This is a genomic window from Rhodococcus sp. M8 (assembly GCF_015654185.1).
Lineage (GTDB): Bacteria > Actinomycetota > Actinomycetes > Mycobacteriales > Mycobacteriaceae > Rhodococcus > Rhodococcus aetherivorans.
The window spans coordinates 860667-887214 of sequence record NZ_CP064065.1 but is presented as its reverse complement, the minus strand read 5'-3'; the positions used below and the strand labels follow the sequence as shown (position 1 = coordinate 887214).

18 protein-coding genes and 3 rRNA genes are annotated in these 26548 nt (G+C 68.7%); all 21 read left to right on the top strand.

The window, feature by feature from the left end; all coding sequences use genetic code 11:
• Positions 1-14 precede the first annotated feature (14 nt).
• The 21 genes from ISO16_RS03980 to ISO16_RS03880 all read left to right on the top strand — a co-directional run bounded on the left by ISO16_RS03980 (position 15) and on the right by ISO16_RS03880 (position 26545).
• Positions 15-1214, top strand: coding sequence for an argininosuccinate synthase (locus ISO16_RS03980; RefSeq protein WP_006936483.1), 1200 nt, complete (start codon positions 15-17; stop codon positions 1212-1214).
• A gap of 74 nt (positions 1215-1288) precedes the next feature.
• On the top strand, positions 1289-2710 hold the full coding sequence (gene argH / locus ISO16_RS03975) for an argininosuccinate lyase (RefSeq protein ID WP_043799656.1): 1422 nt from the start codon (positions 1289-1291) through the stop codon (positions 2708-2710).
• A 127-nt stretch (positions 2711-2837) separates the two neighbouring features.
• On the top strand, positions 2838-5801 hold the full coding sequence (locus tag ISO16_RS03970; protein WP_072635336.1) for an AMP-binding protein: 2964 nt from the start codon (positions 2838-2840) through the stop codon (positions 5799-5801).
• A 43-nt stretch (positions 5802-5844) separates the two neighbouring features.
• Positions 5845-6078 carry a Trm112 family protein gene (locus ISO16_RS03965; protein ID WP_006936479.1) on the top strand — a complete coding sequence of 78 codons (234 nt, stop codon included), beginning with the start codon at positions 5845-5847 and terminating at the stop codon, positions 6076-6078.
• A gap of 2 nt (positions 6079-6080) precedes the next feature.
• Positions 6081-6698, top strand: coding sequence for a DNA-3-methyladenine glycosylase (locus ISO16_RS03960; protein WP_072635335.1), 618 nt, complete (start codon positions 6081-6083; stop codon positions 6696-6698).
• Between the two features lie 7 nt (positions 6699-6705).
• Positions 6706-7983: a tyrosine--tRNA ligase gene (gene tyrS, locus ISO16_RS03955; RefSeq protein WP_072635334.1), complete on the top strand. Its 1278-nt coding sequence runs from the start codon at positions 6706-6708 to the stop codon at positions 7981-7983.
• 465 nt (positions 7984-8448) lie between these two features.
• A 16S ribosomal RNA gene (locus tag ISO16_RS03950) occupies positions 8449-9969 on the top strand.
• Between the two features lie 297 nt (positions 9970-10266).
• A 23S ribosomal RNA gene (locus ISO16_RS03945) occupies positions 10267-13402 on the top strand.
• Between the two features lie 146 nt (positions 13403-13548).
• Positions 13549-13665: ribosomal RNA gene (gene rrf, locus ISO16_RS03940) — 5S ribosomal RNA — on the top strand.
• Together the 16S, 23S and 5S rRNA genes form the textbook arrangement of a ribosomal RNA operon.
• A gap of 76 nt (positions 13666-13741) precedes the next feature.
• A complete protein-coding gene (locus tag ISO16_RS03935) occupies positions 13742-14977 on the top strand; it encodes a tetratricopeptide repeat protein (RefSeq protein WP_072635316.1) in 1236 nt (411 codons plus the stop codon).
• Positions 14974-15969, top strand: coding sequence for an HAD-IIA family hydrolase (locus ISO16_RS03930; protein ID WP_072635315.1), 996 nt, complete (start codon positions 14974-14976; stop codon positions 15967-15969). The genes ISO16_RS03935 and ISO16_RS03930 overlap by 4 nt, the downstream gene beginning before the upstream one ends.
• A gap of 55 nt (positions 15970-16024) precedes the next feature.
• Positions 16025-16249: a hypothetical protein gene (locus tag ISO16_RS03925; protein ID WP_029543879.1), complete on the top strand. Its 225-nt coding sequence runs from the start codon at positions 16025-16027 to the stop codon at positions 16247-16249.
• Position 16250: 1 nt separating this feature from the next.
• The gene (locus ISO16_RS03920) at positions 16251-17075 is read left to right on the top strand and encodes a TlyA family RNA methyltransferase (protein WP_072635314.1); all 825 of its coding nucleotides are present in this window, start codon (positions 16251-16253) and stop codon (positions 17073-17075) included.
• Positions 17072-18016 (top strand): NAD kinase, encoded by a 945-nt coding sequence (locus ISO16_RS03915; protein WP_006936725.1) that lies wholly within the window; start codon positions 17072-17074, stop codon positions 18014-18016. Before ISO16_RS03920 ends, ISO16_RS03915 begins: the two co-directional genes overlap by 4 nt.
• A gap of 1 nt (position 18017) precedes the next feature.
• Positions 18018-19808 carry a DNA repair protein RecN gene (gene recN / locus ISO16_RS03910; protein WP_072635313.1) on the top strand — a complete coding sequence of 597 codons (1791 nt, stop codon included), beginning with the start codon at positions 18018-18020 and terminating at the stop codon, positions 19806-19808.
• Between the two features lie 55 nt (positions 19809-19863).
• Positions 19864-21048, top strand: a complete 1185-nt coding sequence (gene steA, locus ISO16_RS03905; RefSeq protein WP_050035290.1) for a putative cytokinetic ring protein SteA — start codon at positions 19864-19866, stop codon at positions 21046-21048.
• Positions 21045-21995: a copper transporter gene (locus tag ISO16_RS03900; protein WP_072635333.1), complete on the top strand. Its 951-nt coding sequence runs from the start codon at positions 21045-21047 to the stop codon at positions 21993-21995. The genes steA and ISO16_RS03900 overlap by 4 nt, the downstream gene beginning before the upstream one ends.
• 159 nt (positions 21996-22154) lie before the next feature.
• The gene (locus ISO16_RS03895; protein ID WP_072635312.1) at positions 22155-23921 is read left to right on the top strand and encodes a CTP synthase; all 1767 of its coding nucleotides are present in this window, start codon (positions 22155-22157) and stop codon (positions 23919-23921) included.
• Positions 23922-23927: 6 nt separating this feature from the next.
• On the top strand, positions 23928-24557 hold the full coding sequence (locus tag ISO16_RS03890) for an NUDIX domain-containing protein (RefSeq protein ID WP_006936732.1): 630 nt from the start codon (positions 23928-23930) through the stop codon (positions 24555-24557).
• Positions 24558-24561: 4 nt separating this feature from the next.
• On the top strand, positions 24562-25479 hold the full coding sequence (gene xerD, locus ISO16_RS03885) for a site-specific tyrosine recombinase XerD (RefSeq protein ID WP_006936739.1): 918 nt from the start codon (positions 24562-24564) through the stop codon (positions 25477-25479).
• Between the two features lie 100 nt (positions 25480-25579).
• Positions 25580-26545, top strand: a complete 966-nt coding sequence (locus tag ISO16_RS03880; protein WP_006936740.1) for a ParA family protein — start codon at positions 25580-25582, stop codon at positions 26543-26545.
• The last annotated feature ends 3 nt before the right edge of the window (positions 26546-26548 follow it).

The following is a 26548-nucleotide window of genomic DNA, read 5'->3' as shown; positions in this document are numbered from 1 at the left end:
GGAGCACAAACACAATGGCCGATCGCGTCGTACTCGCCTACTCGGGCGGGCTGGACACCTCCGTCGCCATCAGCTGGATCGGCAAGGAGACCGGCAAGGAGGTCGTCGCCGTCGCCATCGATCTCGGCCAAGGCGGCGAGGACATGGAGGTCGTGCGCCAGCGCGCCCTCGACTGCGGCGCGGTCGAATCCGTCGTCGTCGACGCCAAGGACGAGTTCGCGGAGGAGTACTGCCTGCCGACCGTCCAGGCCAACGCCCTCTACATGGACCGCTACCCGCTGGTCTCCGCGATCAGCCGCCCCCTGATCGTCAAGCACATCGTCAAGGCTGCCCGCGATCACGGCGGCACGGTCGTCTCGCACGGTTGCACCGGCAAGGGCAACGACCAGGTCCGCTTCGAGGTCGGCTTCGGCGCCCTCGCCCCCGACCTCGAGGTCATCGCCCCCGTCCGCGACTACGCCTGGACCCGCGAGAAGGCCATCGCCTTCGCCGGCGAGCACAACCTGCCGATCAACGTCACCAAGAAGTCCCCGTTCTCGATCGACCAGAACGTGTGGGGCCGTGCCGTCGAGACCGGCTTCCTCGAGGACCTGTGGAACGCCCCCACCAAGGACGTCTACGACTACACCGAGGACCCCAGCCTCAACTGGCAGGCCCCCGACGAGCTGATCATCACCTTCGAGAAGGGCGTGCCCACCGCGATCGACGGCCGGCCGGTCACCGTGCTCGAGGCCATCCAGGAACTGAACCGCCGCGCCGGCGCCCAAGGCGTCGGCCGCCTCGACATGGTCGAGGACCGCCTCGTCGGCATCAAGAGCCGCGAGATCTACGAGGCCCCCGGCGCTCTCACCCTCATCCACGCCCACCAGGAGCTCGAGCACGTCACCCTCGAACGCGAGCTCGGCCGGTACAAGCGCCGCGTGGAGGAGCGCTGGAGCGAGCTGGTCTACGACGGTCTCTGGTACTCGCCGCTGAAGTACGCGCTCGACGCGTTCGTCCAGAACACCCAGGAGCACGTCTCCGGCGACATCCGGCTCGTCCTGCACGGCGGCCACATCGCCGTCAACGGCCGCCGCAGCGCCGAATCGCTGTACGACTTCAACCTCGCTACCTACGACGAGGGCGACAGCTTCGACCAGTCCAACGCCAAGGGCTTCGTCCAGATCCACGGCCTGTCCTCCAAGGTCGCCGCCAAGCGGGACCTGGGCCTGTAGTCATGACCGCCCACGACGCCGAAGGCATCCGGAGTCACGATGCCGAAGGCATCCAGAGTCACGATGCCGAAGGCATCCAGAGTCACGGCACCAACGAGGGCGCCCTGTGGGGCGGCCGGTTCGCATCCGGACCGGCCGCCGCCATGGCGGCACTGAGCAAGTCCACCCACTTCGACTGGGCGCTCGCCCCCTACGACGTCCGGGCCTCCAAGGCGCACGCGCGCGTGCTGCACAAGGCCGGCCTGCTCAGCGAGGCCGACCTCGCCACCATGCTCGACGGCCTCGACCGGCTCGGCGCCGACGTCGCCTCCGGCGCGTTCGCCCCGGCCGAGTCCGACGAGGACGTCCACGGCGCCCTCGAACGTGGGCTCATCGAGCGGGTCGGTCCCGACGTCGGCGGCCGGCTGCGAGCCGGCCGCTCCCGCAACGATCAGGTCGCCACCCTGTTCCGGATGTGGCTGCGCGACGCGGCGCGACGTATCGCCGACGGTGTCCTCGCCGTCGTCGACGCCCTCGCCGACCAGGCCGCCGCGCATCCCGCCGCGGTGATGCCGGGCAAGACCCACCTGCAGGCAGCACAGCCGGTACTGCTCGCGCACCACCTGCTCGCGCACGCCCACCCGCTGCTGCGCGACGTGCAGCGGCTGCGGGACTTCGACGCGCGTGCGGCGGTGTCCCCGTACGGCTCGGGAGCGCTCGCCGGCTCCTCCCTCGGCCTCGACCCCGACGCGATCGCGGCAGAACTGAACTTCGACTCCGCCGCCGAGAACTCGATCGACGCCACCTCCGCGCGCGACTTCGCCGCCGAGGCCGCGTTCGTGTTCGCCATGATCGCGGTCGACCTCTCCCGCATGGCGGAGGAGGTCATCCTCTGGAGCACCCCGGAGTTCGGCTACATCACCCTCGCCGACGAGTGGTCCACCGGATCGTCGATCATGCCGCAGAAGAAGAACCCGGACGTCTCGGAACTGACCCGGGGCAAGGCAGGTCGCCTCATCGGCAACCTCACGGGCCTGCTCGCCACCCTCAAGGCCCAACCGCTGGCGTACAACCGGGACCTGCAGGAGGACAAGGAGCCGGTGTTCGACTCGGTCCTGCAGCTCGAGCTGCTGCTGCCGGCGATCACCGGTCTCGTGTCCACCCTGACCTTCCACACCGATCGTATGGCCCAGTTGGCACCCGCCGGATTCACCCTCGCCACCGACATCGCCGAGTGGATGGTGCGCCAGGGTGTCCCGTTCCGCGTCGCACACGAGGCGGCCGGGGCGTGCGTGCGCGCGGCGGAGGCGCGCGGCGTCGGCCTCGAGGAACTCACCGACGACGAGCTGACGGCGGTCGACCCCGCGCTGACGCCGCAGGTCCGCGAGGTGCTCACCGTGGAGGGCTCCATCGCTTCCCGCAACGCCCGCGGCGGCACCGCGGGCGCCCGGGTAGGTGAACAGCTCGACGGAGTTCGTGCCGCCGCTCGCGCGCTGCGGGACTGGGTGCGCAGCTGACCGGCCCGCTCGGTGAACAGGGCCATCGCCTCGACGTAATGTGGCAGGCTGTCATTCCTGACAGGGTGGACACACGCAGAACTCGGCGGATGGGAAGAGGTTCGTGGCACTGGGCGGTGGATCGGTGATGGGGCCCCTGCGGCGCGTGGTGGCGACCGCGCAGAACGGCCTCGAGGTGGTCCGTCACGGCGGTCTGGAAACGGGGGCGACACCGTCGCCGTTCCAGATCGTCGAGCGGACCGGCATGTACAGGCTGCGGCACTACTACCCGGAATCCGACGCCGCCGAGAATGCTGCTCCGGTGGTGCTGGTCCCCCCGATGATGATGTCGGCGGACGTCTACGACGTCACCCGCGATACCGGAGCCGTCGGCATCCTGCACTCGATGGGTCTCGACCCCTGGGTGGTCGACTTCGGCTCCCCGGACCGGGAAGAAGGCGGGTGGGACCGCACCCTCACCGACCACATCATCGCCCTCGACGAGATCATCGATCACGTGCACGAATACACCGGCCGGGACATCCACCTGGCCGGGTACTCGCAGGGCGGCATGTTCTGCTATCAGGCCGCGGCCTACCGCCGCAGTCGGCACGTCGCCAGCCTGATCACCTTCGGCAGCCCCGTGGACACCCTGGCCGCCCTGCCGTTCGGGATTCCCGAGGGCGTCGCCGTCCGGGCCGCCGACTTCCTCGCCGACCACGTCTTCAACCGGCTCGCCATCACCGGGTGGATGGCCAAGACCGGCTTCCAGTTCCTCGACCCCGTCAAGACCGTGCGTTCGCGCATCGAGTTCCTCATGCAGCTGCACGACCGGGAAGCCCTCCTGCCGCGCGAACCTCAGCGCCGCTTCCTCGACACGGAGGGGTGGGTGGCCTGGTCCGGTCCTGCAGTGGCCGAGTTGCTTCGCCAGTTCATCGTGCACAACCGCATGGTCAGCGGCGGCTTCGTCATCAACGACCGGGCCGTGAGCCTGGCCGAGATCACTTGCCCCATCCTCGCGTTCGTCGGCGAGGTGGACGACATCGGGCAGCCCCTCGCGGTGCGCGGCATACGCAAGGCCGCCCCCCGGGCTCAGGTGTTCGAATACTCCTTGCGCGCAGGCCATTTCGGGCTCGTCGTGGGCGGCACCGCGGCGCGGCAGACCTGGCCCGCCGTCGGCGAATGGGTGCAGTGGCGGGAAGGGCACGGCGACCGGCCGGTCGGCGTCGGCCGGATGGCGATCCCCGAGCTCCACGCAGAAGGAGAGACCGGGGTGTCCGTCGCGGCCCGCCTCACCCACACCGTCGCCACCATCGCCGAGGTCGGTGTGGAGGTCGGCAAGGGCATCGCCGACCTGGCCTCCGAAACGGTGCGCGGGGCCCGGGAGCTGTCGGGGGAGGCGGCCCGGGCCCTTCCGCGCCTGGCCCGGCTCGGACAGATTCAGCCACGAACCCGCATCTCGCTCGCCGGCGTCCTGACGGAGCAGTGCCGCAAGGGGCCGCACCGCGAGTGCTTCATCTACGAGGACCGCGTCTACACCTTCGCCGACGTCAATCGGCGGATCGACAACGTGGTGCGCGGGCTGGTGCACTCCGGTGTCCGCCCCGCCGCCCACATCGGTGTCCTCATGGACACCCGTCCCAGTGCGATGGCCGCGGTCACGGCCGTCTCCCGCATCGGCGCGGTGTCGGTCCTGCTCCCGCCCGGCCCCGACCTCGACGAGGCCATCCGGTTGGGCGCCGTCCAGAAGATCATCACCGATCCCGAGAACCTCCAGCAGGCGATCGCCACCGGCATCCCGGCCCTGGTCCTCGGTGGTGGCAGCATCCGCGAACTGGACATCCCGGCCGGCGCCGACGTCGTCGATCTCGAACACCTCGACATCACCACGGTCGAACTCCCCGGCTGGTATGCGCCCGACCCCGGCGTCGCGCGCGAACTCGCCTTCCTCCTGTTCACCGGGAGCGGCGACACCCTGGAGATGCGTCAGATCTCCAACCACCGATGGGCGCTCTCGGCCTTCGGCACCGCCACCGCCGCCGCACTGGGGCGTGGTGACACGGTGTATTGCCTTGCCCCGCTTCATCATTCGTCCGGCCTCCTGGTCAGCTTCGGTGGCGCGCTCGCCGGCGGCTGCCGCATAGCCCTGTCCCACGGCCTGGACCCCGCCCGCTTCAGCGAGGAAGTGCACCGCTACGGCGTCACCGTCGTCACCTACACCTGGGCGATGATGCGGGACGTCCTCGACAGCCCGGCACTGCACATCGACGAGATCCACCCCGTCCGCCTCTTCATCGGCTCGGGCATGACGCCCGGCCTGTGGCGGCGGACCCTCGAACGCTTCGCTCCTGCCCAGGTGCTCGAGTTCTATGCCTCCACCGACGGCGAGATCGTCCTGGCCAACGTCTCGGGTGCCAAGATCGGATGCAAGGGACGGCCGCTGCCCGGCAGCGCCGAGGCACGCCTGGCGGCGTGGGGCCCGACCACCGGGCGGCTGGTGGAGGACGCGCGGGGCTTCGTCCGCGAGAGCGCCGACGGCGAGGTCGGCCTCCTGCTCGGCCGGCCCAGCGCGTCGACGGAAGCGCTGCCCGGCGTCATGCGGGGAGTGTTCGAACTCGGCGACGTGTGGGTGCCCACCGAGAACCTCTTCCGACGAGACCAGGACGGTGACTACTGGCTGCTCGACAGCAAGCACAGTGTCATCCGCACCCCGCACGGACCGGTGTACGGCCAGCCGGTGGTGGATGCCCTCGGCGGTATCCCGCGGGTCGATCTCTGCGTCGTATACGGCGTGCGCACCGGAGACACCGAAGTCGCCGTGGCCGCGTGCACCCTGCGCGAGAACCGCGCGCCGAGCGCCGCCGAGATCACGGCGGCACTCGACGCGGTTCCCGCTCCGGAACGGCCCGACCTGGTCCATGTCGTGCCGCACATCGCACTCGGGCCCACGTATCGGCCGATGTCCGGTGACCTGCCGGCGCGGGGCCTGCCGAAGCCGACCGTGCGGTCGTGGTTCGCCGACCCGGCGACCGGAACCTACAAGCGGTTCACCAAAGCGGTCGCGGCGAGATTCACCGGCGTCGGCACAGGTCCGGCACCGGGCGCACGGTAGCCTGGGGCCGTCCGAGTCCCGCACCACCGTCGAGAGGACCACCGTGGCTGTCGATCCCACGCTGCTGAGCATCCTGGCCTGCCCGCAGGACAAGGGGCCGCTGCTCCTCGTGGACGATTCGGTTCTCTACAACCCGCGGTTGCGCCGCGCGTATCCGATCGAGAACGGCATCCCCGTCCTCCTCGTCGACGAGGCCCGAGCGGTGACCGAGGCCGAACACGAGGACTTCGTCGCGCGCGGCGTGGCTGGCTGGACCGAGGACCGGGTGGCGGACTGAGCGTGGCGTTCGAGCGGCTCACCGGGGTCGACCCGCTGACTGCGGCGCACACGATCCTCGGCGCCACGCTGTGCGCGGGCGAGGTGGTCCTGCGGATCACGGAGGTCGAGGCCTACGGCGGGCCCAAGGAGGGTCCCTGGCCCGATCCGGCGGCGCACTCCTACCGGGGACGTACGCCGCGGAATGCGGTGATGTTCGGCCCTGCCGGCCATCTCTACATCTACCGCAGCTATGGGCTGCACCACTGCGCGAACATCTCCGTGGGGCCCGACGGAGTGGCCGCGGCGGTACTGCTGCGAGGTGCCGAAGTAGTCGCGGGGGAGGAGATCGTCCGTTCCCGGCGAACGGCCGGGACTCCCGCACCGAACCTTGCCCGCGGACCCGGCAACCTCGCGGCCGCCTTGGGATTGACGCTGGCGGACAACGGGATCGATGTGCTCGACGATGGCGCAACCGCGAAACTCACTCTGGGTGACGTCGACCGGGTCGCGTCGGGCCCACGCGTGGGCATCAGTGTCGCGGCCGAACGACCGTGGCGGCTGTGGATCCCCGGCGCCGTGGGGGTGTCGGCGTACCGGCGCAGCCCGCGCGCGCCGGCCGCTCCCCGTCGGATGGGATGATCGAGCGGTGACTGAGCACATCCTCGACGAACTGACCTGGCGTGGACTGATCGCCCAATCGACCGACCTCGACACACTCCGCCGCGATCTCGCCGCGGGCCCGGTCACGCTCTATGCCGGATTCGATCCCACCGGGCCGAGTCTGCATGCCGGTCACCTCGTGCCGTTGCTGGCCCTGAAGCGTTTCCAGCGAGCGGGCCACCGGCCCATCGTGCTGGCGGGCGGCGCTACCGGCATGATCGGAGATCCGCGGGAGGTAGGGGAGCGGACCATGAACTCGGCGGACACGGTCGCCGAATGGGCCGAACGCATCCGCGGTCAGCTCGAGCGGTTCGTGGACTTCGACGATTCGCCGACCAGCGCGATCGTCGTGAACAACGCCGACTGGACCTCCTCGCTCAGCGTCGTCGACTTCCTCCGCGATATCGGCAAGCACTTCTCCGTCAACGTCATGCTCGCTCGCGACACGGTGAAGCGCCGGCTCGAGGGCGACGGCATCTCGTACACCGAGTTCAGCTACATGCTGCTGCAGGCCAACGACTACGTGCAGTTGCGTCGCGAGCACGGGTGCACGCTGCAGGTGGGGGGGTCGGACCAGTGGGGCAACATCATCGCGGGCGTCGAGCTCAACCGACGGACCGACGGTGCCGCCGTGCACGCGCTCACCGTCCCGCTCGTCACCTCGGCCGACGGCAAGAAGTTCGGGAAATCCACCGGCGGCGGAAGCCTCTGGCTCGACCCGGAGATGACCACGCCGTACGCCTGGTACCAGTACTTCGTCAACGCCGCCGACGCCGACGTCGTGAAGTACCTGCGGTGGTTCACGTTCCTGGATCAGGACGAACTCGCCGAACTCGAGACGGCGACGGCCGAGCGGCCGCAGGCGCGCGAGGCGCAGCGCCGCCTTGCGGCCGAAATGACGACCCTCGTTCACGGCGAGGCCAACACCCGGGCGGTCGAACTTGCGAGCCGGGCGCTGTTCGGTCGTGGAGAGTTGGCGGACCTGGACGAAGCGACCCTCTCGGCCGCGCTGGCAGAGGCCTCCGTCGCGGAAGTGCACGACGGGCAGCCCGGCACGATCGTGGACCTGCTCGTCGCGACCGGCCTGTGCGAGAGCAAGGGCGCTGCCCGACGCACGATCAAGGAGGGGGGTGCCTCCGTGAACAACCAACGGATCTCATCCGAGGAGTGGACCCCGTCGAGCGCGGATCTGCTGCACGACCGCTGGCTTGTCCTGCGGCGAGGCAAGCGCAACTTTGCCGGCGTGCGAGTCGAACGCGGCTGAGCGCACTGCCGCCACCGCCGACGGGCCGCTGACCTGCGGATTTGACGGCCCGTTAGCGGTGGCGTAACTTTGTCGTCGTTCGAGCGACACGGACGCCGACCCGGACCGAGAGGTACGGAAAGCGGTTGCGCCCTGATCGGTCGAGCAGCCAACACGAAGATCGCAGACATTGTTTGCGTCCGCGAGTTCAGAGTGTTAGGCTAGAACGGTTGCCCCGGAGCAAGGCGCGAAGGCGCGGAGCGATGGTGTGTGCGTGTTCTTTGAGAACTCAACAGTGTGCCGATGAATGTCAGTGCCAAATATTTTGTTTGGTGCGACCGCCTCTCTTTTCGGGGGGTGGTTGTTGCTGGCTGCCGCATTCTTCCGTCTGTGGTGGTCAGTGTTTTTTGCTGGTTTGAGTTTTTTGCTGGTGATTTGGCTCGATGTCTATGACTGATCGGCCCTTCGGGGTTTGATTGTGAGTCTTCAACGGAGAGTTTGATCCTGGCTCAGGACGAACGCTGGCGGCGTGCTTAACACATGCAAGTCGAACGATGAAGCCCAGCTTGCTGGGTGGATTAGTGGCGAACGGGTGAGTAACACGTGGGTGATCTGCCCTGCACTTCGGGATAAGCCTGGGAAACTGGGTCTAATACCGGATAGGACCGGCGGCCGCATGGCTGTCGGTGGAAAGGTTTTCCGGTGCAGGATGGGCCCGCGGCCTATCAGCTTGTTGGTGGGGTAACGGCCCACCAAGGCGACGACGGGTAGCCGGCCTGAGAGGGCGACCGGCCACACTGGGACTGAGACACGGCCCAGACTCCTACGGGAGGCAGCAGTGGGGAATATTGCACAATGGGCGCAAGCCTGATGCAGCGACGCCGCGTGAGGGATGACGGCCTTCGGGTTGTAAACCTCTTTCAGTACCGACGAAGCGCGAGTGACGGTAGGTACAGAAGAAGCACCGGCCAACTACGTGCCAGCAGCCGCGGTAATACGTAGGGTGCGAGCGTTGTCCGGAATTACTGGGCGTAAAGAGCTCGTAGGCGGTTTGTCGCGTCGTCTGTGAAAACCCGCAGCTCAACTGCGGGCTTGCAGGCGATACGGGCAGACTTGAGTACTGCAGGGAGACTGGAATTCCTGGTGTAGCGGTGAAATGCGCAGATATCAGGAGGAACACCGGTGGCGAAGGCGGGTCTCTGGGCAGTAACTGACGCTGAGGAGCGAAAGCGTGGGTAGCGAACAGGATTAGATACCCTGGTAGTCCACGCCGTAAACGGTGGGCGCTAGGTGTGGGTTTCCTTCCACGGGATCCGTGCCGTAGCTAACGCATTAAGCGCCCCGCCTGGGGAGTACGGCCGCAAGGCTAAAACTCAAAGGAATTGACGGGGGCCCGCACAAGCGGCGGAGCATGTGGATTAATTCGATGCAACGCGAAGAACCTTACCTGGGTTTGACATACACCGGACCGCCCCAGAGATGGGGTTTCCCTTGTGGTCGGTGTACAGGTGGTGCATGGCTGTCGTCAGCTCGTGTCGTGAGATGTTGGGTTAAGTCCCGCAACGAGCGCAACCCTTGTCCTGTGTTGCCAGCAATTCGGTTGGGGACTCGCAGGAGACTGCCGGGGTCAACTCGGAGGAAGGTGGGGACGACGTCAAGTCATCATGCCCCTTATGTCCAGGGCTTCACACATGCTACAATGGCCGGTACAGAGGGCTGCGATACCGCGAGGTGGAGCGAATCCCTTAAAGCCGGTCTCAGTTCGGATCGGGGTCTGCAACTCGACCCCGTGAAGTCGGAGTCGCTAGTAATCGCAGATCAGCAACGCTGCGGTGAATACGTTCCCGGGCCTTGTACACACCGCCCGTCACGTCATGAAAGTCGGTAACACCCGAAGCCGGTGGCCTAACCCCTCGTGGGAGGGAGCCGTCGAAGGTGGGATCGGCGATTGGGACGAAGTCGTAACAAGGTAGCCGTACCGGAAGGTGCGGCTGGATCACCTCCTTTCTAAGGAGCAACTCCTTGCTCGGACCAGCACACAGGTGCCGGGGGAGCGAGGCAGAGCCATTTCGGATTCACACGTAATCCGGTGGTGCTCATGGGTGGAACGCTGACAGCTACTTCTCGTCCGGGTCCCGTTTCTGTGCGGGATCCGAGGAGTTATATCGGTGCACTGTTGGGTCCTGAGAGAACACGCGAGTGTTTTGTCAGCGACGATGATCGGGAACGAAGGGGTTGTTTCTTCTTCCGGTACCGGTTGTTGTGTGTTGTTTGAGAACTGCACAGTGGACGCGAGCATCTTTGTTGTAAGTGTTTATGAGCGTACGGTGGATGCCTTGGCACCAGGAGCCGATGAAGGACGTGGGAGGCTGCGATATGCCTCGGGGAGCTGTCAACCGAGCTGTGATCCGAGGATTTCCGAATGGGGAAACCCAGCACGAGTGATGTCGTGTTACCCGCGCCTGAATATATAGGGCGTGTGGAGGGAACGTGGGGAAGTGAAACATCTCAGTACCCACAGGAAGAGAAAACAACATGTGATTCCGTGAGTAGTGGCGAGCGAAAACGGAAGAGGCTAAACCGCGGGTGTGTGAGAGCTGGCAGGCGTTGCACTCGTGGGGTCGTGGGGCCCTTCTTCCCATCACTGTCATGGTGGGCGAGAGTAAGAAACCGGTGTGTTAGTCGAAATGGTCTGGAACGGCCTGTCGTAGAGGGTGAGAATCCCGTAGACGAAAACATGCCGGCTCTCGTGGAGGGTACCCGAGTAGCAGCGGGCCCGTGAAATCTGCTGTGAATCCGTCGGGACCACCCGATAAGCCTGAATACTCCCTGGTGACCGATAGCGGACTAGTACCGTGAGGGAAAGGTGAAAAGTACCCCGGGAGGGGAGTGAAATAGTACCTGAAACCGTGCGCTTACAATCCGTCGGAGCCTTCGAGCAGTTTGGTCTGCTGGGGGTGACGGCGTGCCTTTTGAAGAATGAGCCTGCGAGTTAGTGGCATGTCGCGAGGTTAACCCGTGTGGGGTAGTCGTAGCGAAAGCGAGTCCGAACAGGGCGTTTGTAGTGGCATGTTCTAGACCCGAAGCGGAGTGATCTACCCATGGCCAGGGTGAAGCGACGGTAAGACGTCGTGGAGGCCCGAACCCACTTAGGTTGAAAACTGAGGGGATGAGCTGTGGGTAGGGGTGAAAGGCCAATCAAACTCCGTGATAGCTGGTTCTCCCCGAAATGCATTTAGGTGCAGCGTCGCGTGTTTCTCACCGGAGGTAGAGCTACTGGATGGTCTAGGGGGCCCACAAGCTTACCGAAATCAGCCAAACTCCGAATGCCGGTGAGTGAGAGCGCGGCAGTGAGACTGCGGGGGATAAGCTTCGTAGTCGAGAGGGAAACAGCCCAGATCGCCGGCTAAGGCCCCTAAGCGTGTACTAAGTGGAAAAGGATGTGGGATCGCTGAGACAACCAGGAGGTTGGCTTAGAAGCAGCCACCCTTGAAAGAGTGCGTAATAGCTCACTGGTCAAGTGGTTCTGCGCCGACAATGTAGCGGGGCTCAAGTACACCGCCGAAGCCGCGGCACTCGCACAACACCCCGGAGGGTCCACGGATCGTCCGGCAGTGGTGTGGGTGGGTAGGGGAGCGTCGTGCAGCCGGGGAAGCGCCGGAGTGATCCAGGTGTGGAGGCTGCGCGAGTGAGAATGCAGGCATGAGTAGCGAAAGACGAGTGAGAAACTCGTCCGCCGAATGACCAAGGGTTCCTGGGCCAGGTTAATCCGCCCAGGGTGAGTCGGGACCTAAGGCGAGGCCGACAGGCGTAGTCGATGGACAACGGGTTGATATTCCCGTACCCGTGTGAACGCGCCCCTGGTGAATCATCGGTACTAACCGTCCAAAGGGTGATCGAGTTCCTTCGGGAGCCGAGAGCCTGCTGCACGGGACCTTCGGTGGTAGTAGCCAAGCGATGGGGTGACGCAGGAAGGTAGTGGGGCCGGTCAGTGGTTGTACCGGTGTAAGCCCGTAGGGCGTGACACAGGCAAATCCGTGTCGCACACAGCCTGAGAGGTGATGCGTAGCCGAATGAGGCGAATTCCATGATCCTATGCTGCCGAGAAAAGCCTCTAGCGAGCTTTCACACGGCCCGTACCCCAAACCGACACAGGTGGTCAGGTAGAGAATACCGAGGCGATCGAGAGAACTGTGGTTAAGGAACTCGGCAAAATGCCCCCGTAACTTCGGGAGAAGGGGACCAGTCCCGGTGACCGGACTTGCTCCGTGAGCCGGGGGTGGTCGCAGAGACCAGAGAGAAGCGACTGTTTACTAAAAACACAGGTCCGTGCGAAGTCGTAAGACGAGGTATACGGACTGACGCCTGCCCGGTGCTGGAAGGTTAAGAGGACCGGTCAGCGGAGTTCACTCCGCGAAGCTGAGAATTTAAGCCCCAGTAAACGGCGGTGGTAACTATAACCATCCTAAGGTAGCGAAATTCCTTGTCGGGTAAGTTCCGACCTGCACGAATGGCGTAACGACTTCTCTGCTGTCTCAACCACAGACTCGGCGAAATTGCACTACGAGTAAAGATGCTCGTTACGCGCGGCAGGACGAAAAGACCCCGGGACCTTCACTACAGCTTGGTATTGGTGTTCGGTTCGGTTTGTGTAGGATAGGTGGGAGACTGGGAAGCCCGCACGCCAGTGTGGGTGGAGTCGTTGTTGAAATACCACTCTGATCGTATTGGACCTCTAACCTCGGACCCTGATCGGGTTCAGGGACAGTGCCTGGTGGGTAGTTTAACTGGGGCGGTTGCCTCCCAAAATGTAACGGAGGCGCCCAAAGGTTCCCTCAGCCTGGTTGGCAATCAGGTGTCGAGTGCAAGTGCACAAGGGAGCTTGACTGTGAGACCGACAGGTCGAGCAGGGACGAAAGTCGGGACTAGTGATCCGGCACCGGCATGTGGAAGCGGTGTCGCTCAACGGATAAAAGGTACCCCGGGGATAACAGGCTGATCTTCCCCAAGAGTCCATATCGACGGGATGGTTTGGCACCTCGATGTCGGCTCGTCGCATCCTGGGGCTGGAGTAGGTCCCAAGGGTTGGGCTGTTCGCCCATTAAAGCGGCACGCGAGCTGGGTTTAGAACGTCGTGAGACAGTTCGGTCTCTATCCGCCGCGCGCGTTAGAAACTTGAGGAAGGCTGTCCCTAGTACGAGAGGACCGGGACGGACGAACCTCTGGTGTGCCAGTTGTCCCGCCAGGGGCACGGCTGGTTGGCTACGTTCGGAAGGGATAACCGCTGAAAGCATCTAAGCGGGAAGCCTGTTCCAAGATGAGGTTTCTCACCCCCTCGAGGGGGTAAGGCCCCCGGCAGACCACCGGGTTGATAGGCCGGAACTGGAAGTGCGGTAACGCATGCAGGTGACCGGTACTAATAGGCCGAGGACTTACCACAAAGAAGCTACGCGTCCACTGTGCGGTATCTGAAACAACACACTCGATTCACCATGTTCTTCGGGGAATCGAGTGGGCGCAGCCCCCGTGAAAGAGGGCAGCGTTCACTCCATTCACTCCGAAGGAGTGTGGACAGTTTCACAGAGTTACGGCGGCCATAGCGGAGGGGAAACGCCCGGTCCCATTCCGAACCCGGAAGCTAAGCCCTCCAGCGCCGATGGTACTGCACCCGACAGGGTGTGGGAGAGTAGGACACCGCCGAACACCCGTTTACGAGAGGGGACCCACCAGTTGGGTCCCCTCTCGTGGTTTTTCTGGTTTTTCATGAAAGGATTTTTCTGTGTCCGACAACGATGGTGAGCGTCGATCCTTCCGGAGTGGAGGGTCCACTCCCAGGTCGGGACGCGGAGACAGCGGCGAGCGCCGCCAGGGTGGCGACCGGGGCCCGGCCCGCGGCGAGGATCGCCGGCAGGGAGTCGCCGGCCGACCGGATCGTCGCGGCGAGGACCGCACTTTCCGCGGGGAACGGCGAAGCGAGCCGGCGAAGGGCTCCGCGGACGACTCCCGCGGGAGTAGCCGCTCGGAGCGACCCCACAGCGATCGCCCGTCGGGGGACCGGCGAGATCGGCCCTACGGTGAGCGGCGCGACGACCGTTCCCGCGACGACCGTTCCCGCAGCGAGCGCCCGCATCGAGGCACAAACGACGACCGTCGGGACGATCGGCGCACCGGTGACCGGCGCGACGATCGGGGCCGTGACGATCGGCGCACGGGCACGTCCCGTGCCGGCCACGGACCCGAACGGCGAGACGGGGGCGCTCCGCGTCGCCGTGGCGGCGAGGGTGGATTCGGCCCGAGCCGTGGCCGCGAGGGTGCTCCGGCTCCGCGTCGCGAAGCCCGGCCGGACGAGCCGGACCTGCCCGAGGACGTCGAAGCGTCGGACCTCGATCCGACGATCCGCCGGGACCTGCTGAGTCTCGACAAGTCGAACGCCAACGCAGTGGCCCGGCACCTGGTCATGGCCGGCCGCCTGATCGACGACGATCCCCGTCTGGCGCTGGCGCACGCTCGCGCTGCGCGGCAGCGCGCCGGCCGTATCGCCGTGGTTCGTGAGGCAGCGGGCATCACGGCCTACCACGCCGGCGAATGGGCGGAGGCGCTGTCCGAGTTGCGGGCCGCCCGACGAATGGCCGGGGGACCGGGATTGCTGGCGGTCATGGCGGACTGCGAGCGCGGTCTCGGCCGGCCGGAGCGCGCGATCGAGCTGGGCCGCAGCGACGAGGCTCGGGCGCTGACCGGCGACGAGGCCACCGAGCTGCGCATCGTCGTGGCGGGCGCCCGGATGGATCTGGGACAGTTCGACCAGGCGGTGGTCACCCTGCAGACCCCGGACCTGGATGCCTCGCGCACCGGCCCGTCCGCCGCGCGCCTGTTCTATGCGTACGCGGATGCACTCGTGGCCGCGGGACGTACCGAGGACGGATTGAAGTGGTTCCTCAACGCCGCCGCGGCGGATCTCGAGGGGGACACCGACGCCGAGGAACGCGTCGCCGAGCTCACCGGAGAGGATCAGTGACCGGTACATCCGGCGGCGCGTCGTTGCGGGCGCTCTACGACGTACTCCTGCTCGATCTGGACGGCACCGTCTACCGCGGCGCCGAGGCGGTGCCCGGGGCCCGCGAGGCATTGTCGGAGGGTGCCGAGCGGCTGTTCTATGTCACCAACAACGCGAGCCGTCGCCCGGCGGAGGTCGCCAAACACCTGCGCGAACTCGGTTTCGCGGCCGACGAGTCGAACGTGGTCACCAGTTCCCAGTCCGCGGCCCGGCTGTTGGCCGAGCGGGTCCCGGTCGGCGCCCCGGTGCTGGTTGTGGGTACCGAGGCCCTCGTCGACGAGGTCGCCGCGGTCGGTCTGACTCCGGTGCGTTCCGCGGACGCCGAGCCTGTGGCGGTCGTGCAGGGACACTCCCCGGAGACCGGGTGGGCGATCCTCGCCGAGGCGACGCTCGCACTGCGCTCCGGCGCCCTGTGGGTGGCGACGAACGTCGATTCGACGTTGCCCACCGAGCGGGGCCTGGTGCTCGGGAACGGTTCCATGGTCGCGGCCCTGAGGTCGGCGACGGGCTGTGAGCCGCTGGTGGCGGGCAAACCGGCCGCGCCGCTGCTCGAGGACGCCGTCGTGCGCAGCGGCGCCTCGCGTCCGCTCGTGGTCGGCGACCGGCTCGACACCGACATCGCCGGTGCGAACGCCGTGGGCGCCGATTCGTTGCTGGTGCTGACCGGCGTCAGCACGGTCGCGGACCTGCTCCGGGCGCCGCAGGATCAGCGCCCCACCTATGTGGCAGACTCGCTCGCCGGTCTCGACGCCGAGGCGGCCGCGCTGCGGGTGGGACCGCGCGAGCCGGGAGCGGTGTCGTTCGACGGACGGGATGTGCACCTGGCTTCGGAGTTCGCGGCGGACCCGATGGCCGCGCTGCGGGCCGTGCTCGACGTCGCCTGGGCCAACCCCGGTTTCGGTCGGGTCGTGGCGGCGGACGACCTGCTGGCACGGTGGGGAATATCCCGCTGAGCCGGGTCTGCGTGGTGTGCCGGTTCGTCACCGGCATGCACTAGCGTGGTCGACGATGAGCACGTCGATTCCACGCCCAGGCGACCACCTTCCACGCCCCCATCCGGGCGTGGATCCCGCGTCGATCCATATCGAGGTCGAGGGTCTGCTCACGCGCGCCCGCGACGTCACCGCCGACGGTGAGCCCGATCCGTCCGAGATCATCCCGCGGCAGGCGCAGCTGCTCGAACAGGCGCACGACCTGCTGGTCCAGGCGCTCGCGACCGTGGACAAGATCTGACGTGGCCCGGCGAGCGCGAGTCGACGCGGAGCTGGTGCGCCGGGGCCTCGCCCGGTCCCGCGAGCACGCCGGTGAACTGATCACGGCTGGGCGGGTCCTCGTCAACGGCACCGTCGCGACGAAACCCGCGACCCAGGTCGATCCGGGGGCGCCCCTGCTGGTCACGGAGGTCGCCGAGGAGGTGGCGTGGGCCTCGCGAGGGGCCCACAAGCTGCTCGGCGCCCTCGAGACGTTCACCCCCCAGGGATTGCGGGTCACCGGACGGCGGTGCCTCGACGCCGGGGCTTCCACCGGCGGCTTCACGGACGTCCTGTTGCACGAGGGCGCCCGCGAGGTCGTCGCCGTCGACGTGGGCTACGGCCAGTTGGTGTGGCGGCTGCAGTCCGACGAGCGCGTCCACGTGATCGATCGAACAAACGTGCGTAACATCGGTGCGGACGCGATCGGAGGGCCGGTCGAGTTGGTGGTGGCGGATCTGTCGTTCATCTCGCTGAAGCTGGTGCTCCCGGCGTTCGTGCGGTGCGTGACTCCGGGCGCGGATCTGCTGCCGATGGTCAAACCGCAGTTCGAGGTCGGGAAGGAGCGGGTCGGCAGTGGCGGCGTCGTCCGGGATGCGGCTCTGCGCACCGAGGCGGTCCTCGGTGTCGCCCGGGAGGCCCAGGCTCTGGGGCTGCGTACGCTCGGGGCGGTGGCCAGTCCGCTGCCCGGCCCGTCCGGCAACGTCGAGTACTTCCTGTGGCTGCGCGCCGGGGAACCCGGCCCGGTCGAACTGGGCGCGGACGTGGTCGAACTCGTCGAACGAGCCGTGCAGGAAGGACCCCAGTGACCGCAGATAGTGCAGCGACCGGCCCGGAGCGGGCGACCCGCGAGGTCCTGCTCGTGTCCCACTCGGGGCGGGTCGAGATCGCCGCGACCGCGCAGCGCATGGCGAAGATCTTCGGCGAGGCCGGCATCGGGCTGCGGGTGCTCGACGACGAGGTCGCCAGCACCGGTCTGGGTCCGCTCGCCGGCCCGGACGGACGGGTCCGCATCGTCGAACCCGGACCGGACGCCGCCCGGGGCTGCGAGATGGTGATCGTGCTCGGCGGGGACGGCAGCTTCCTGCGCGCCGCCGAACTGGCCCAGCGCGCCGGGGTGCCCGTGCTCGGAATCAACCTGGGCCGCATCGGTTTCCTCGCCGAGGCCGAGGCCGAACATCTCGAGGAGGCACTGGCGCAGGTGGTGCGCCGCGAGTACCGGGTCGAGGAGCGGATGACGCTGGACGTCGCGATCCGGGTCGACGACGTGATCGTCGACCGGGGGTGGGCGCTGAACGAGGCCAGCCTCGAGAACAAGTCCCGTCTGGGCGTGCTCGAGGTGGTGCTCGAGGTCGACGGCCGGCCGGTGTCGGCGTTCGGGTGCGACGGCGTGCTGATCGCCACCCCGACGGGATCGACCGCGTACGCGTTCTCCGCCGGCGGCCCGATCGTGTGGCCGGAACTCGAGGCGTTGCTGGTGATCCCCAGCAACGCGCACGCCCTGTTCGCCCGGCCCATGGTGACCAGCCCGGAGTCGTTGATCGCCGTGGAGACCCTCGCCGGCAGCCACGACGGGCTGGTGTTCTGCGACGGCCGCCGCACCCTGGACCTGCCCGCCGGAGGCCGACTCGAGGTGGTGCGCGGCAAGCACCCGGTGCGGTGGGTGCGGCTGGACTCGGCGCCGTTCGCCGACCGCATGGTGCGCAAGTTCGATCTTCCGGTGAAGGGCTGGCGGGGAAGGAGACTGTGAGGTGCTTGCCGAGATCCGGATCGACAATCTGGGGGTCATCTCCGAGGCCGGCGCCCAGTTCCACGGCGGGCTGACCGTCCTGACCGGCGAAACCGGAGCCGGCAAGACCATGGTCGTGACCAGCCTGCACCTGCTGTCGGGGGCGCGCGCCGACCCCACCCGCGTCCGTGTCGGCGCCTCCCGCGCCGTCGTGGAGGGTCGCTTCTGCATCGATGCCGACGCCGGGTCGAGCGCGGCGGGCGGCGTGCCCAGCCACGTCGAGCGGGAAGTGGCACGCCTGCTCGAGACGACCGGCGCCCAGCGCGACGACGACGGCAGCATCATCGCGGTCCGCACCGTCGGCAGCGACGGCCGCTCCCGCGCCCACCTCGGCGGGCGCAGCGTCCCGGTGGGGGTGCTGTCGGAGTTCACCGATCCGCTGCTGACCGTGCACGGCCAGAACGACCAGTTGCGGCTGCTGCGGCCCGACCAGCAGCGCGCCGCCCTCGACCGGTTCGCCGGCAAGGCGATCGCGCCGCTGCTGGCGGCGTACCAGGAGCACCGCCAGCGGTGGCTGACCGCGCGGGCCGAGCTGAGCGAACGCACCGAGCGGTCCCGGGAGCTCGCGCAGGAGGCGGACCGCCTGCGGTTCGCGCTCGACGAGATCGACGCCGTCGACCCCCAGCCGAGGGAGGACACCCGGATCGTGGCCGAGGTGCGCCGGCTCGGCGACCTCGATTCGTTGCGGGACTCCGCGCAGGGCGCGCAGGCCGCGCTCACCGGCGGGGACGGCGACGACGTGGCCGCGGCGGCTCTGGATCTGCTGGGGGAGTCGCGGGCGCGGCTCGAGGCGGCCGAGGACCCGGCCCTGCGCGAGCTCGGTCCCCGGCTCGACGAGGCCATCGCGGTGGTCACCGACGTCGCCGGCGAGCTGTCCGGATACCTGTCGGACCTGCCGTCGGACCCGGGGGCCCTCGAGACGCTGCTGAACCGCCAGGCGGAGCTGAAATCGCTCACCCGCAAGTACGCCGCGGACATCGACGGTGTGCTCGAGTGGGCTCGCGAGGCCCGCGACCGGCTGTCGAGGATCGACGTGTCCGCCGATGCGGTCGCCGACCTCGCCGCGCGCGCCGATCGCGAGGCGGCCGCCGCCGCCGAGGCCGCGACCGCCCTCTCCGCCGCCCGCAGGAAGGCCGCCGACAAGCTCGCGAAGGCGGTCAGCAAGGAGTTGTCCGGCCTGGCGATGGGCCGGGCGAGTCTGGACGTGCAGGTGCGGGACCGGGAGGCGGGGCCGCAGGACACCGCACCGCTGAAGGTCGGCGGGCGGGTGCTGCACGCCGGCACCTCGGGCGTCGACGACGTCGAGTTCCGGCTCGCCGCGCACAGCGGGGCCCGGTCCCTGCCCATCGCGCGCAGCGCCTCCGGCGGTGAGCTCTCCCGCGTCATGCTCGCGCTCGAGGTGGTGCTGGCCGGGTCCGAACGCGGCGCCACGATGGTGTTCGACGAGGTCGACGCGGGGGTGGGCGGTCGGGCTGCGGTCGAGATCGGCCGGCGCCTGGCCCGCCTGTCGCGCACCCATCAGGTCATCGTGGTCACCCACCTGCCGCAGGTCGCCGCGTTCGCCGACACCCACCTCGTCGTCGACAAAGTCGACGATGCCGGGGGCGTCGTCAGCAGCGGGGTGCGCGCGCTCACCGATACCGAGCGGGTCGCGGAGCTCGCCCGCATGCTCGCCGGCCTCGGCGACACCGAGACGGGCCGGGCCCACGCCGAGGAACTGCTCGCCACCGCGCACGCCGAACGACGAGGCTGATCCCGCCCGGCGCGCCTCCGTTGCCCGGCCCCGGCCCGGGTTCATCATCGATGCCATGAAGATGCCGGCGCTGCTGTCACGCAATAACGAAACGTTGCCCGGAGTGAGCGGCATTGCCCGGGTCGACAAGAACCAGGCCAGGCTCCTGCGCCGGGTCGGTCCCGGCGACATCGTCGTTCTCGACGCCGTCGACATGGACCGCGTCACCGCCGACGCGCTCGTCGAGGCCGGGGTCACCGCCGTGGTCAACGCCTCGACGTCGATCACCGGCCGCTACCCGAACCTCGGCCCGGAGGTGCTCGTCGCCAACGGCATCGCCCTGATCGACAACACCGGTCCCGAGGTGTTCAAGAAGGTCAAGGACGGCGCCAAGGTCCGCCTGCACGAGGGCGGTGTCTACTCCGGGGAACGGTTGCTGATCCAGGGCGAGGAGCAGACCGAAACCGAGATCTCCGACCGCATGATCGAGGCGAAGACCGGCCTGGTCGACCACCTCGAGGCGTTCTCGGGCAACACCATCGAGTTCATCCGTTCGGAGAGCCCGCTGCTCATCGACGGGGTCGGAGTGCCCGACGTCGACGTGGACCTGCGCGACCGGCACGTGGTGGTGGTCGCGGACGGGCCGGACCACGAGCAGGACCTGAAGAACCTCAAGCCGTTCATCAAGGAGTACTCGCCGATCCTCGTGGGCGTCGGCACCGGCGCCGACACCCTCGTCCGGGCCGGATACCGGCCGGATCTGATCGTCGGCGACCCGGACGAGATCGGCACCGAGACCCTCAAGTCCGGCGCCGAGGTGGTGCTGCCCGCCGATCACGACGGCCACGCCCCCGGTCTCGAACGCATCCAGGACCTGGGCATCGGCGCGATGACGTTCCCCGCCACCGGCGCCCCCGCCGACCTGGCGCTGCTGCTGGCCGACCATCACGGCGCCGCCCTCATCGTCACCGTCGGCAGCACCGTCTCGCTCGACGAGTTCTTCGACCAGGGCCGCCGTGACAGCAACCCGTCGGCGTTCATGACCCGGCTCAAGGTGGGGCCGAAACTGGTCGACGCCAAGGCCGTCGCCACCCTCTACCGCAGCCGCGTCTCCGGCGGGGTGATCGCCCTGCTGGTGTTCGCTGCGCTGATCGCCGTGATCGTCGCGTTGATCGTGTCCAACCTCGGCGGCGACGTCGTGGACTGGGCCGTGCAGAGCTGGGACAGTCTCGTGGTGTGGGTGCAGGGGCTGACCGCGTGATCTCGTTGCGTCACCACGCAATCTCGATCGCAGCGGTCTTCCTCGCCCTCGCCGTGGGCATCGTCCTCGGCTCCGGGCTGCTGTCGGACAGCGTCGTCGCCGGGCTCCGCGACGACCGGTCCGAACTGCGGGGCCGGCTGCAGGACGCCGAGGACCGCACCAACGTGCTCACCGAGCAGCTCAACGCGGCCGACGGTTTCGACGCCGCGGTGTCCGGGCGTGTGGTGCGCGACGCGCTCGCCGGCCGCACGGTGCTCATGATCGCCACTCCCGACACCGACCCGGCGGACCTGGACGCGGTGATCCGCACGGTCGAGGCGGCGGGCGCCGCCGTGACCGGCCGGATCTCGCTGACCGAGCCCTTCGTCGACGCCGCCGGCGCCGACCAGCTGCGCACCACCGTCACCAACGTCGTCCCCGCCGGGGTGCAGTTGCAGACCGGCGCCGTGGATCAGGGCAGCCTGGCCGGGGACCTGCTCGGAGCCGTGCTGCTCGTCGAGCCGGCGAGCGGGCAGCCGCGCAGCACCCCCCAGGAACGTGACCTCGCGCTCTCCACGCTGCGGGGCGGCGGCTTCGTCGCGTACGACGACGGGACCGTCGAACCCGCCCAGACCGCCATCGTCGTCACCGGCGACGGGGGAGCCGGCGCCGAGGGCGGCGGCAACCGCGGTGCGCTGCTGGCCCGCTTCGCCGCCGCATTCGACTCCCGCGGTGCCGGCACGGTCCTGGCCGGGCGGCCCGGCGCCGCCGTCGGCAACGGGGCCGTCGCGGTGGTGCGGGCCGACGCGGCGCTGTCGGCCGGTCTGTCCACCGTCGACACCGTCGACCGCGAATCCGGCCGCATCACCACGGTGCTGGCGCTGCAGGAACAGCTCGCCGGGGTGTCGGGCCGGTACGGAACCGGCCCCAACGCCGGCGCCGTCACCGTCGGAACCGCCGCCCGCTGACGGGCGCGGCGCGGCGAACGGTGTGATCCCCGTCCGATCCGGGCGAGTCGTGCACGCGGGACCCACGACAGGTGTTACCGTGAAGTTCCGTGGGTCGTGCAGGCCCCAGCAGTTCCGTCATCAGTCCGAAGTCCTGCACCAGACGTCACGGGAGCTTCTTTGCCACAGTCACGCCACTCGCGTACCGCCACCAAGCACATCTTCGTCAGCGGGGGCGTCGCCTCCTCACTGGGCAAGGGGCTGACGGCATCGAGCCTGGGCGCTCTTCTCACCGCGCGCGGCATGCGCGTGACCATGCAGAAGCTCGACCCCTACCTGAACGTCGACCCCGGCACCATGAACCCCTTCCAGCACGGCGAGGTCTTCGTCACCGAGGACGGCGCCGAAACCGACCTGGACGTGGGCCACTACGAACGCTTCCTCGACCGCGATCTCAACGCCGCCGCCAACGTCACCACCGGCCAGATCTACTCCACGGTCATCGCCAAGGAGCGGCGCGGCGAATACCTCGGCGACACCGTCCAGGTGATCCCGCACATCACCGATGAGATCAAGAACCGGATCATGGCGATGGCCGGCCCCGACAAGGACGGCAACGTTCCCGACGTGATCATCACCGAGATCGGTGGCACCGTCGGCGACATCGAGTCCCAGCCGTTCCTCGAGGCGGCCCGTCAGGTCCGTCACGACGTCGGCCGCGGCAACGTCTTCTTCCTGCACGTCTCCCTCGTGCCCTATCTGGCCCCGTCGGGTGAGCTGAAAACCAAGCCCACCCAGCACTCGGTGGCGGCGCTGCGCAACATCGGCATCCAGCCCGACGCGCTGGTGCTGCGCTGCGATCGGGAGGTCCCCGCCGCCCTCAAGGCGAAGATCGCGCTGATGTGCGACGTGGACGTCGACGGCTGCATCTCCTGCCCCGACGCCCCGTCGATCTACGACATCCCCAAGGTCCTGCACCGCGAAGGACTCGACGCCTACGTCGTCCGCCAGCTCGGCCTGCCGTTCCGCGACGTGGACTGGACCGTGTGGGGCGACCTGCTCGACCGGGTGCACCAGCCGCGTGAGACCGTGCGGGTCGCGCTCGTCGGCAAGTACGTCGACCTGCCCGACGCCTACCTGTCGGTCACCGAGGCGTTGCGCGCCGGTGGTTTCGCGCACCGCGCCAAGGTCGACATCCGCTGGGTGCCCTCCGACGACTGCGAGACCGAGGCCGGCGCCCAGGCCGCGCTCGGCGACGTGGACGCGGTCCTGATCCCCGGAGGCTTCGGCATCCGCGGCATCGAGGGCAAACTCGGCGCGATCCGCTACGCCCGCACCCGCAAGATCCCGCTGCTCGGCCTGTGCCTGGGCCTGCAGTGCGTGGTCATCGAGGCGGCCCGCTCGGTGGGCATCACCGACGCGAACTCCGCCGAGTTCGATCCCGACACCACCCATCCGGTGATCTCCACGATGGCCGATCAGGAGCAGGCCGTCGCCGGCGAGGCCGATCTCGGCGGCACGATGCGGCTCGGCGCCTACCCGGCCGTACTCGCCAAGGGCTCGGTCGTCGCCCGCGCCTACGGCGGCGAGCAGGTCTCCGAGCGGCACCGCCACCGCTACGAGGTCAACAACGCCTACCGCGACCGGATCGCCAAGTCGGGCCTGAGGTTCTCGGGCACTTCCCCGGACGGGCATCTCGTCGAGTTCGTCGAGTACCCCGCCGACCTGCACCCGTTCTTCGTGGCCACCCAGGCGCATCCCGAGCTCAAGAGCCGCCCCACCCGCCCGCACCCGCTGTTCTCCGCGTTCATCGCAGCCGCGCTGCGGTACAAGGCCGCCGAGCGCCTGCCCGTGGACGTGCACGGCGACGACGCGGACGAGGTCGAGGTGGGCGGCGGCGACGCGGTGGTCCCCGCGTCCGAGAACGCCACCGCCGGCGGCAAGTAGCCGACCGTGACGCAGCGACACGAGTTCCGGACGCTGTCCACGCGCCGGATCTACACCGGCGCGATCGTGTCGCTGCGTGTGGACCGGGTCGCCATGCCCGACGGGCACGAGGCCGAGCGGGAGGTGGTCGAGCACCACGGCGCCGTCGCGATCGCCGCGGTCGACGAGCAGGACCGGCTGATCCTGATCCATCAGTACCGCCACCCGCTCGGCCACCGCCTCTGGGAGCTGCCCGCCGGGTTGCTCGACGCGCCCGGCGAGGACCCGCTCGACGCGGCCCGCCGGGAACTCGCCGAGGAGACCGGCCTGGCCGCCGCCCGCTGGGACCTGCTCGTCGACCTCGCCCTCTCGCCGGGATTCACCGACGAGGCCGTGCGCGTGTACGCGGCCCGGGGCCTGTCCGAGGCCGACCGGCCCGACCCCGAACACGAGGAGGCGGACCTCGAGATCCGCCGCGTCCCCGTCGACGAGGCCGTCGCCATGGTGCTCGGCGGCCGGATCGTCAACGCCACCGCCGTGTCGGGGATCCTCGCCCTCGCCGCCACCCGCCGCGACGCGGGCGCCCTGCGCCCCGCCGAGGCCGAGTGGCCCGACCGGCCCCGCGCCCTGCTGCGCACCAAGCGCGACGGGAACTGACGCGGTGCTCGCCCGCCAGCTCGACGCCTACCTCGACCACCTCACCGTCGAGCGCGGCGCCGCGCCCAACACCCTGGCGTCCTACCGGCGCGACCTCACCCGCTACCTCGACCACCTCACCGACCGCGGCATCGACGACCTCGCCGACGTCCGCGAAGAGCACGTCGGCGACTTCGTCACCGCGCTGCGCCGAGGCGACCCCGACCGCGGCAGGCCCGCCCTCGCGGCCAGCTCCGCCGCCCGCGCCCTCGTCGCCGTGCGCGGACTGCACCGCTTCGCCACCACCGAAGGCCGCACCCCCGTCGACGTCGCCCGCGCCGTCAAACCCCCCGCCGCGGGCCGGCGCCTGCCCAAGGCCCTGTCCGTCGCCGACGTGCTGGCCATCCTCGGCTCCGCGGGCACCAGCGCCGACGGGCCGCGCGACCTGCGCGACCGGGCGCTGCTCGAACTGCTGTACTCCACCGGGGCACGCATCTCCGAGGCCGTCGGCCTCGACGTCGACGACCTCGACACCACCAACCGGTCGGTGCTCCTGCGCGGCAAGGGCGGCAAGCAACGCGTCGTGCCGGTCGGCCGGCCCGCCCTGGCCGCCGTCGACGCCTATCTCGTGCGGGGCCGGCCCGCGCTGGCCACCGGCCGCACCCCCGCACTGTTCCTCAACGCCCGCGGCGGCCGCCTGTCCCGGCAGAGCGCCTGGCAGGTGCTGCAGACCGCCGCCACCCGCGCCGGGGTCACCGCCGCCGTCTCCCCGCACACCCTGCGCCACTCCTTCGCCACCCACCTCCTCGACGGCGGCGCCGACGTGCGCGTGGTGCAGGAACTGCTCGGCCATGCCTCGGTGACCACCACACAGATCTACACGCAGGTCACAGCCGGTGCACTGCGCGAGGTGTGGGCCGGGGCCCACCCCCGCGCCCGATAGCGCCCGCGACGGCAGGGCGTGTCCACGGCGCCATCGCACCACCCGAAGCGGTAGCGTTGATCCGACAGCCGAGCGAGCAGGACAGGGGGAGCAGGGGATAGTGGGGACACCACAACCGCCCGCAGCGGACACAGCGCCGGCAGCACAGCACGCCCTGCTCCACGGCCGCCCCGGCGCCGACGCGGCACACGCCGGCCCGGAGCACACCCACACCGCGGAACCCGAGGCCGAGCTCGGCCCCACCGGCCGGCCCCGCCGGCACGTCCCGGAGCCGCAGCCGCTGCCCAGCCATGGGCCCGCGAAGATCATCGCGATGTGCAACCAGAAGGGCGGGGTCGGCAAGACCACCTCGACCATCAACCTCGGTGCCTCGCTCGCCGAATACGGCCGCCGCGTCCTGCTCGTCGACCTCGACCCGCAGGGCGCCCTGTCCGCCGGTCTCGGTGTCGCCCACCACGACCTCGACCTGACCGTGCACAACCTCCTCGTCGAACGCGGCGTCTCCGTCGACGACGTACTGCTGCACACCCGCGTCGAAGGCCTGGACCTGCTGCCCAGCAACATCGACCTGTCCGCCGCCGAGATCCAGCTCGTCTCCGAGGTCGGCCGCGAACAAGCCCTCGGCCGCGCCCTGTACCCCGTCCTCGACCGCTACGACTACATCCTCGTCGACTGCCAGCCGTCCCTCGGCCTGCTCACCGTCAACGCCCTTGCCTGCGCCGACGCGGTGATCATCCCGATGGAATGCGAGTACTTCAGCCTCCGCGGACTGGCCCTGCTCAACGACACCGTCGACAAGGTGCGCGACCGGCTCAACCCCAAGCTCAGCCTCGCCGGGATCCTCGTGACCATGTTCGACTCGCGCACCCTGCACGCCCGCGAGGTGATGTCCCGGGTCGTCGAGGTCTTCGGCGACCTCGTCTACGACAGCGTCATCGCCCGCACCGTCCGGTTCCCCGAGACCAGCGTCGCCGGAGAACCCATCACCACCTGGGCGCCGAAGTCCGCCGGCGCCGAGTCCTACCGGGCCCTGGCCCGCGAAGTGATCCACCGCTCCGGCCGATAGCCC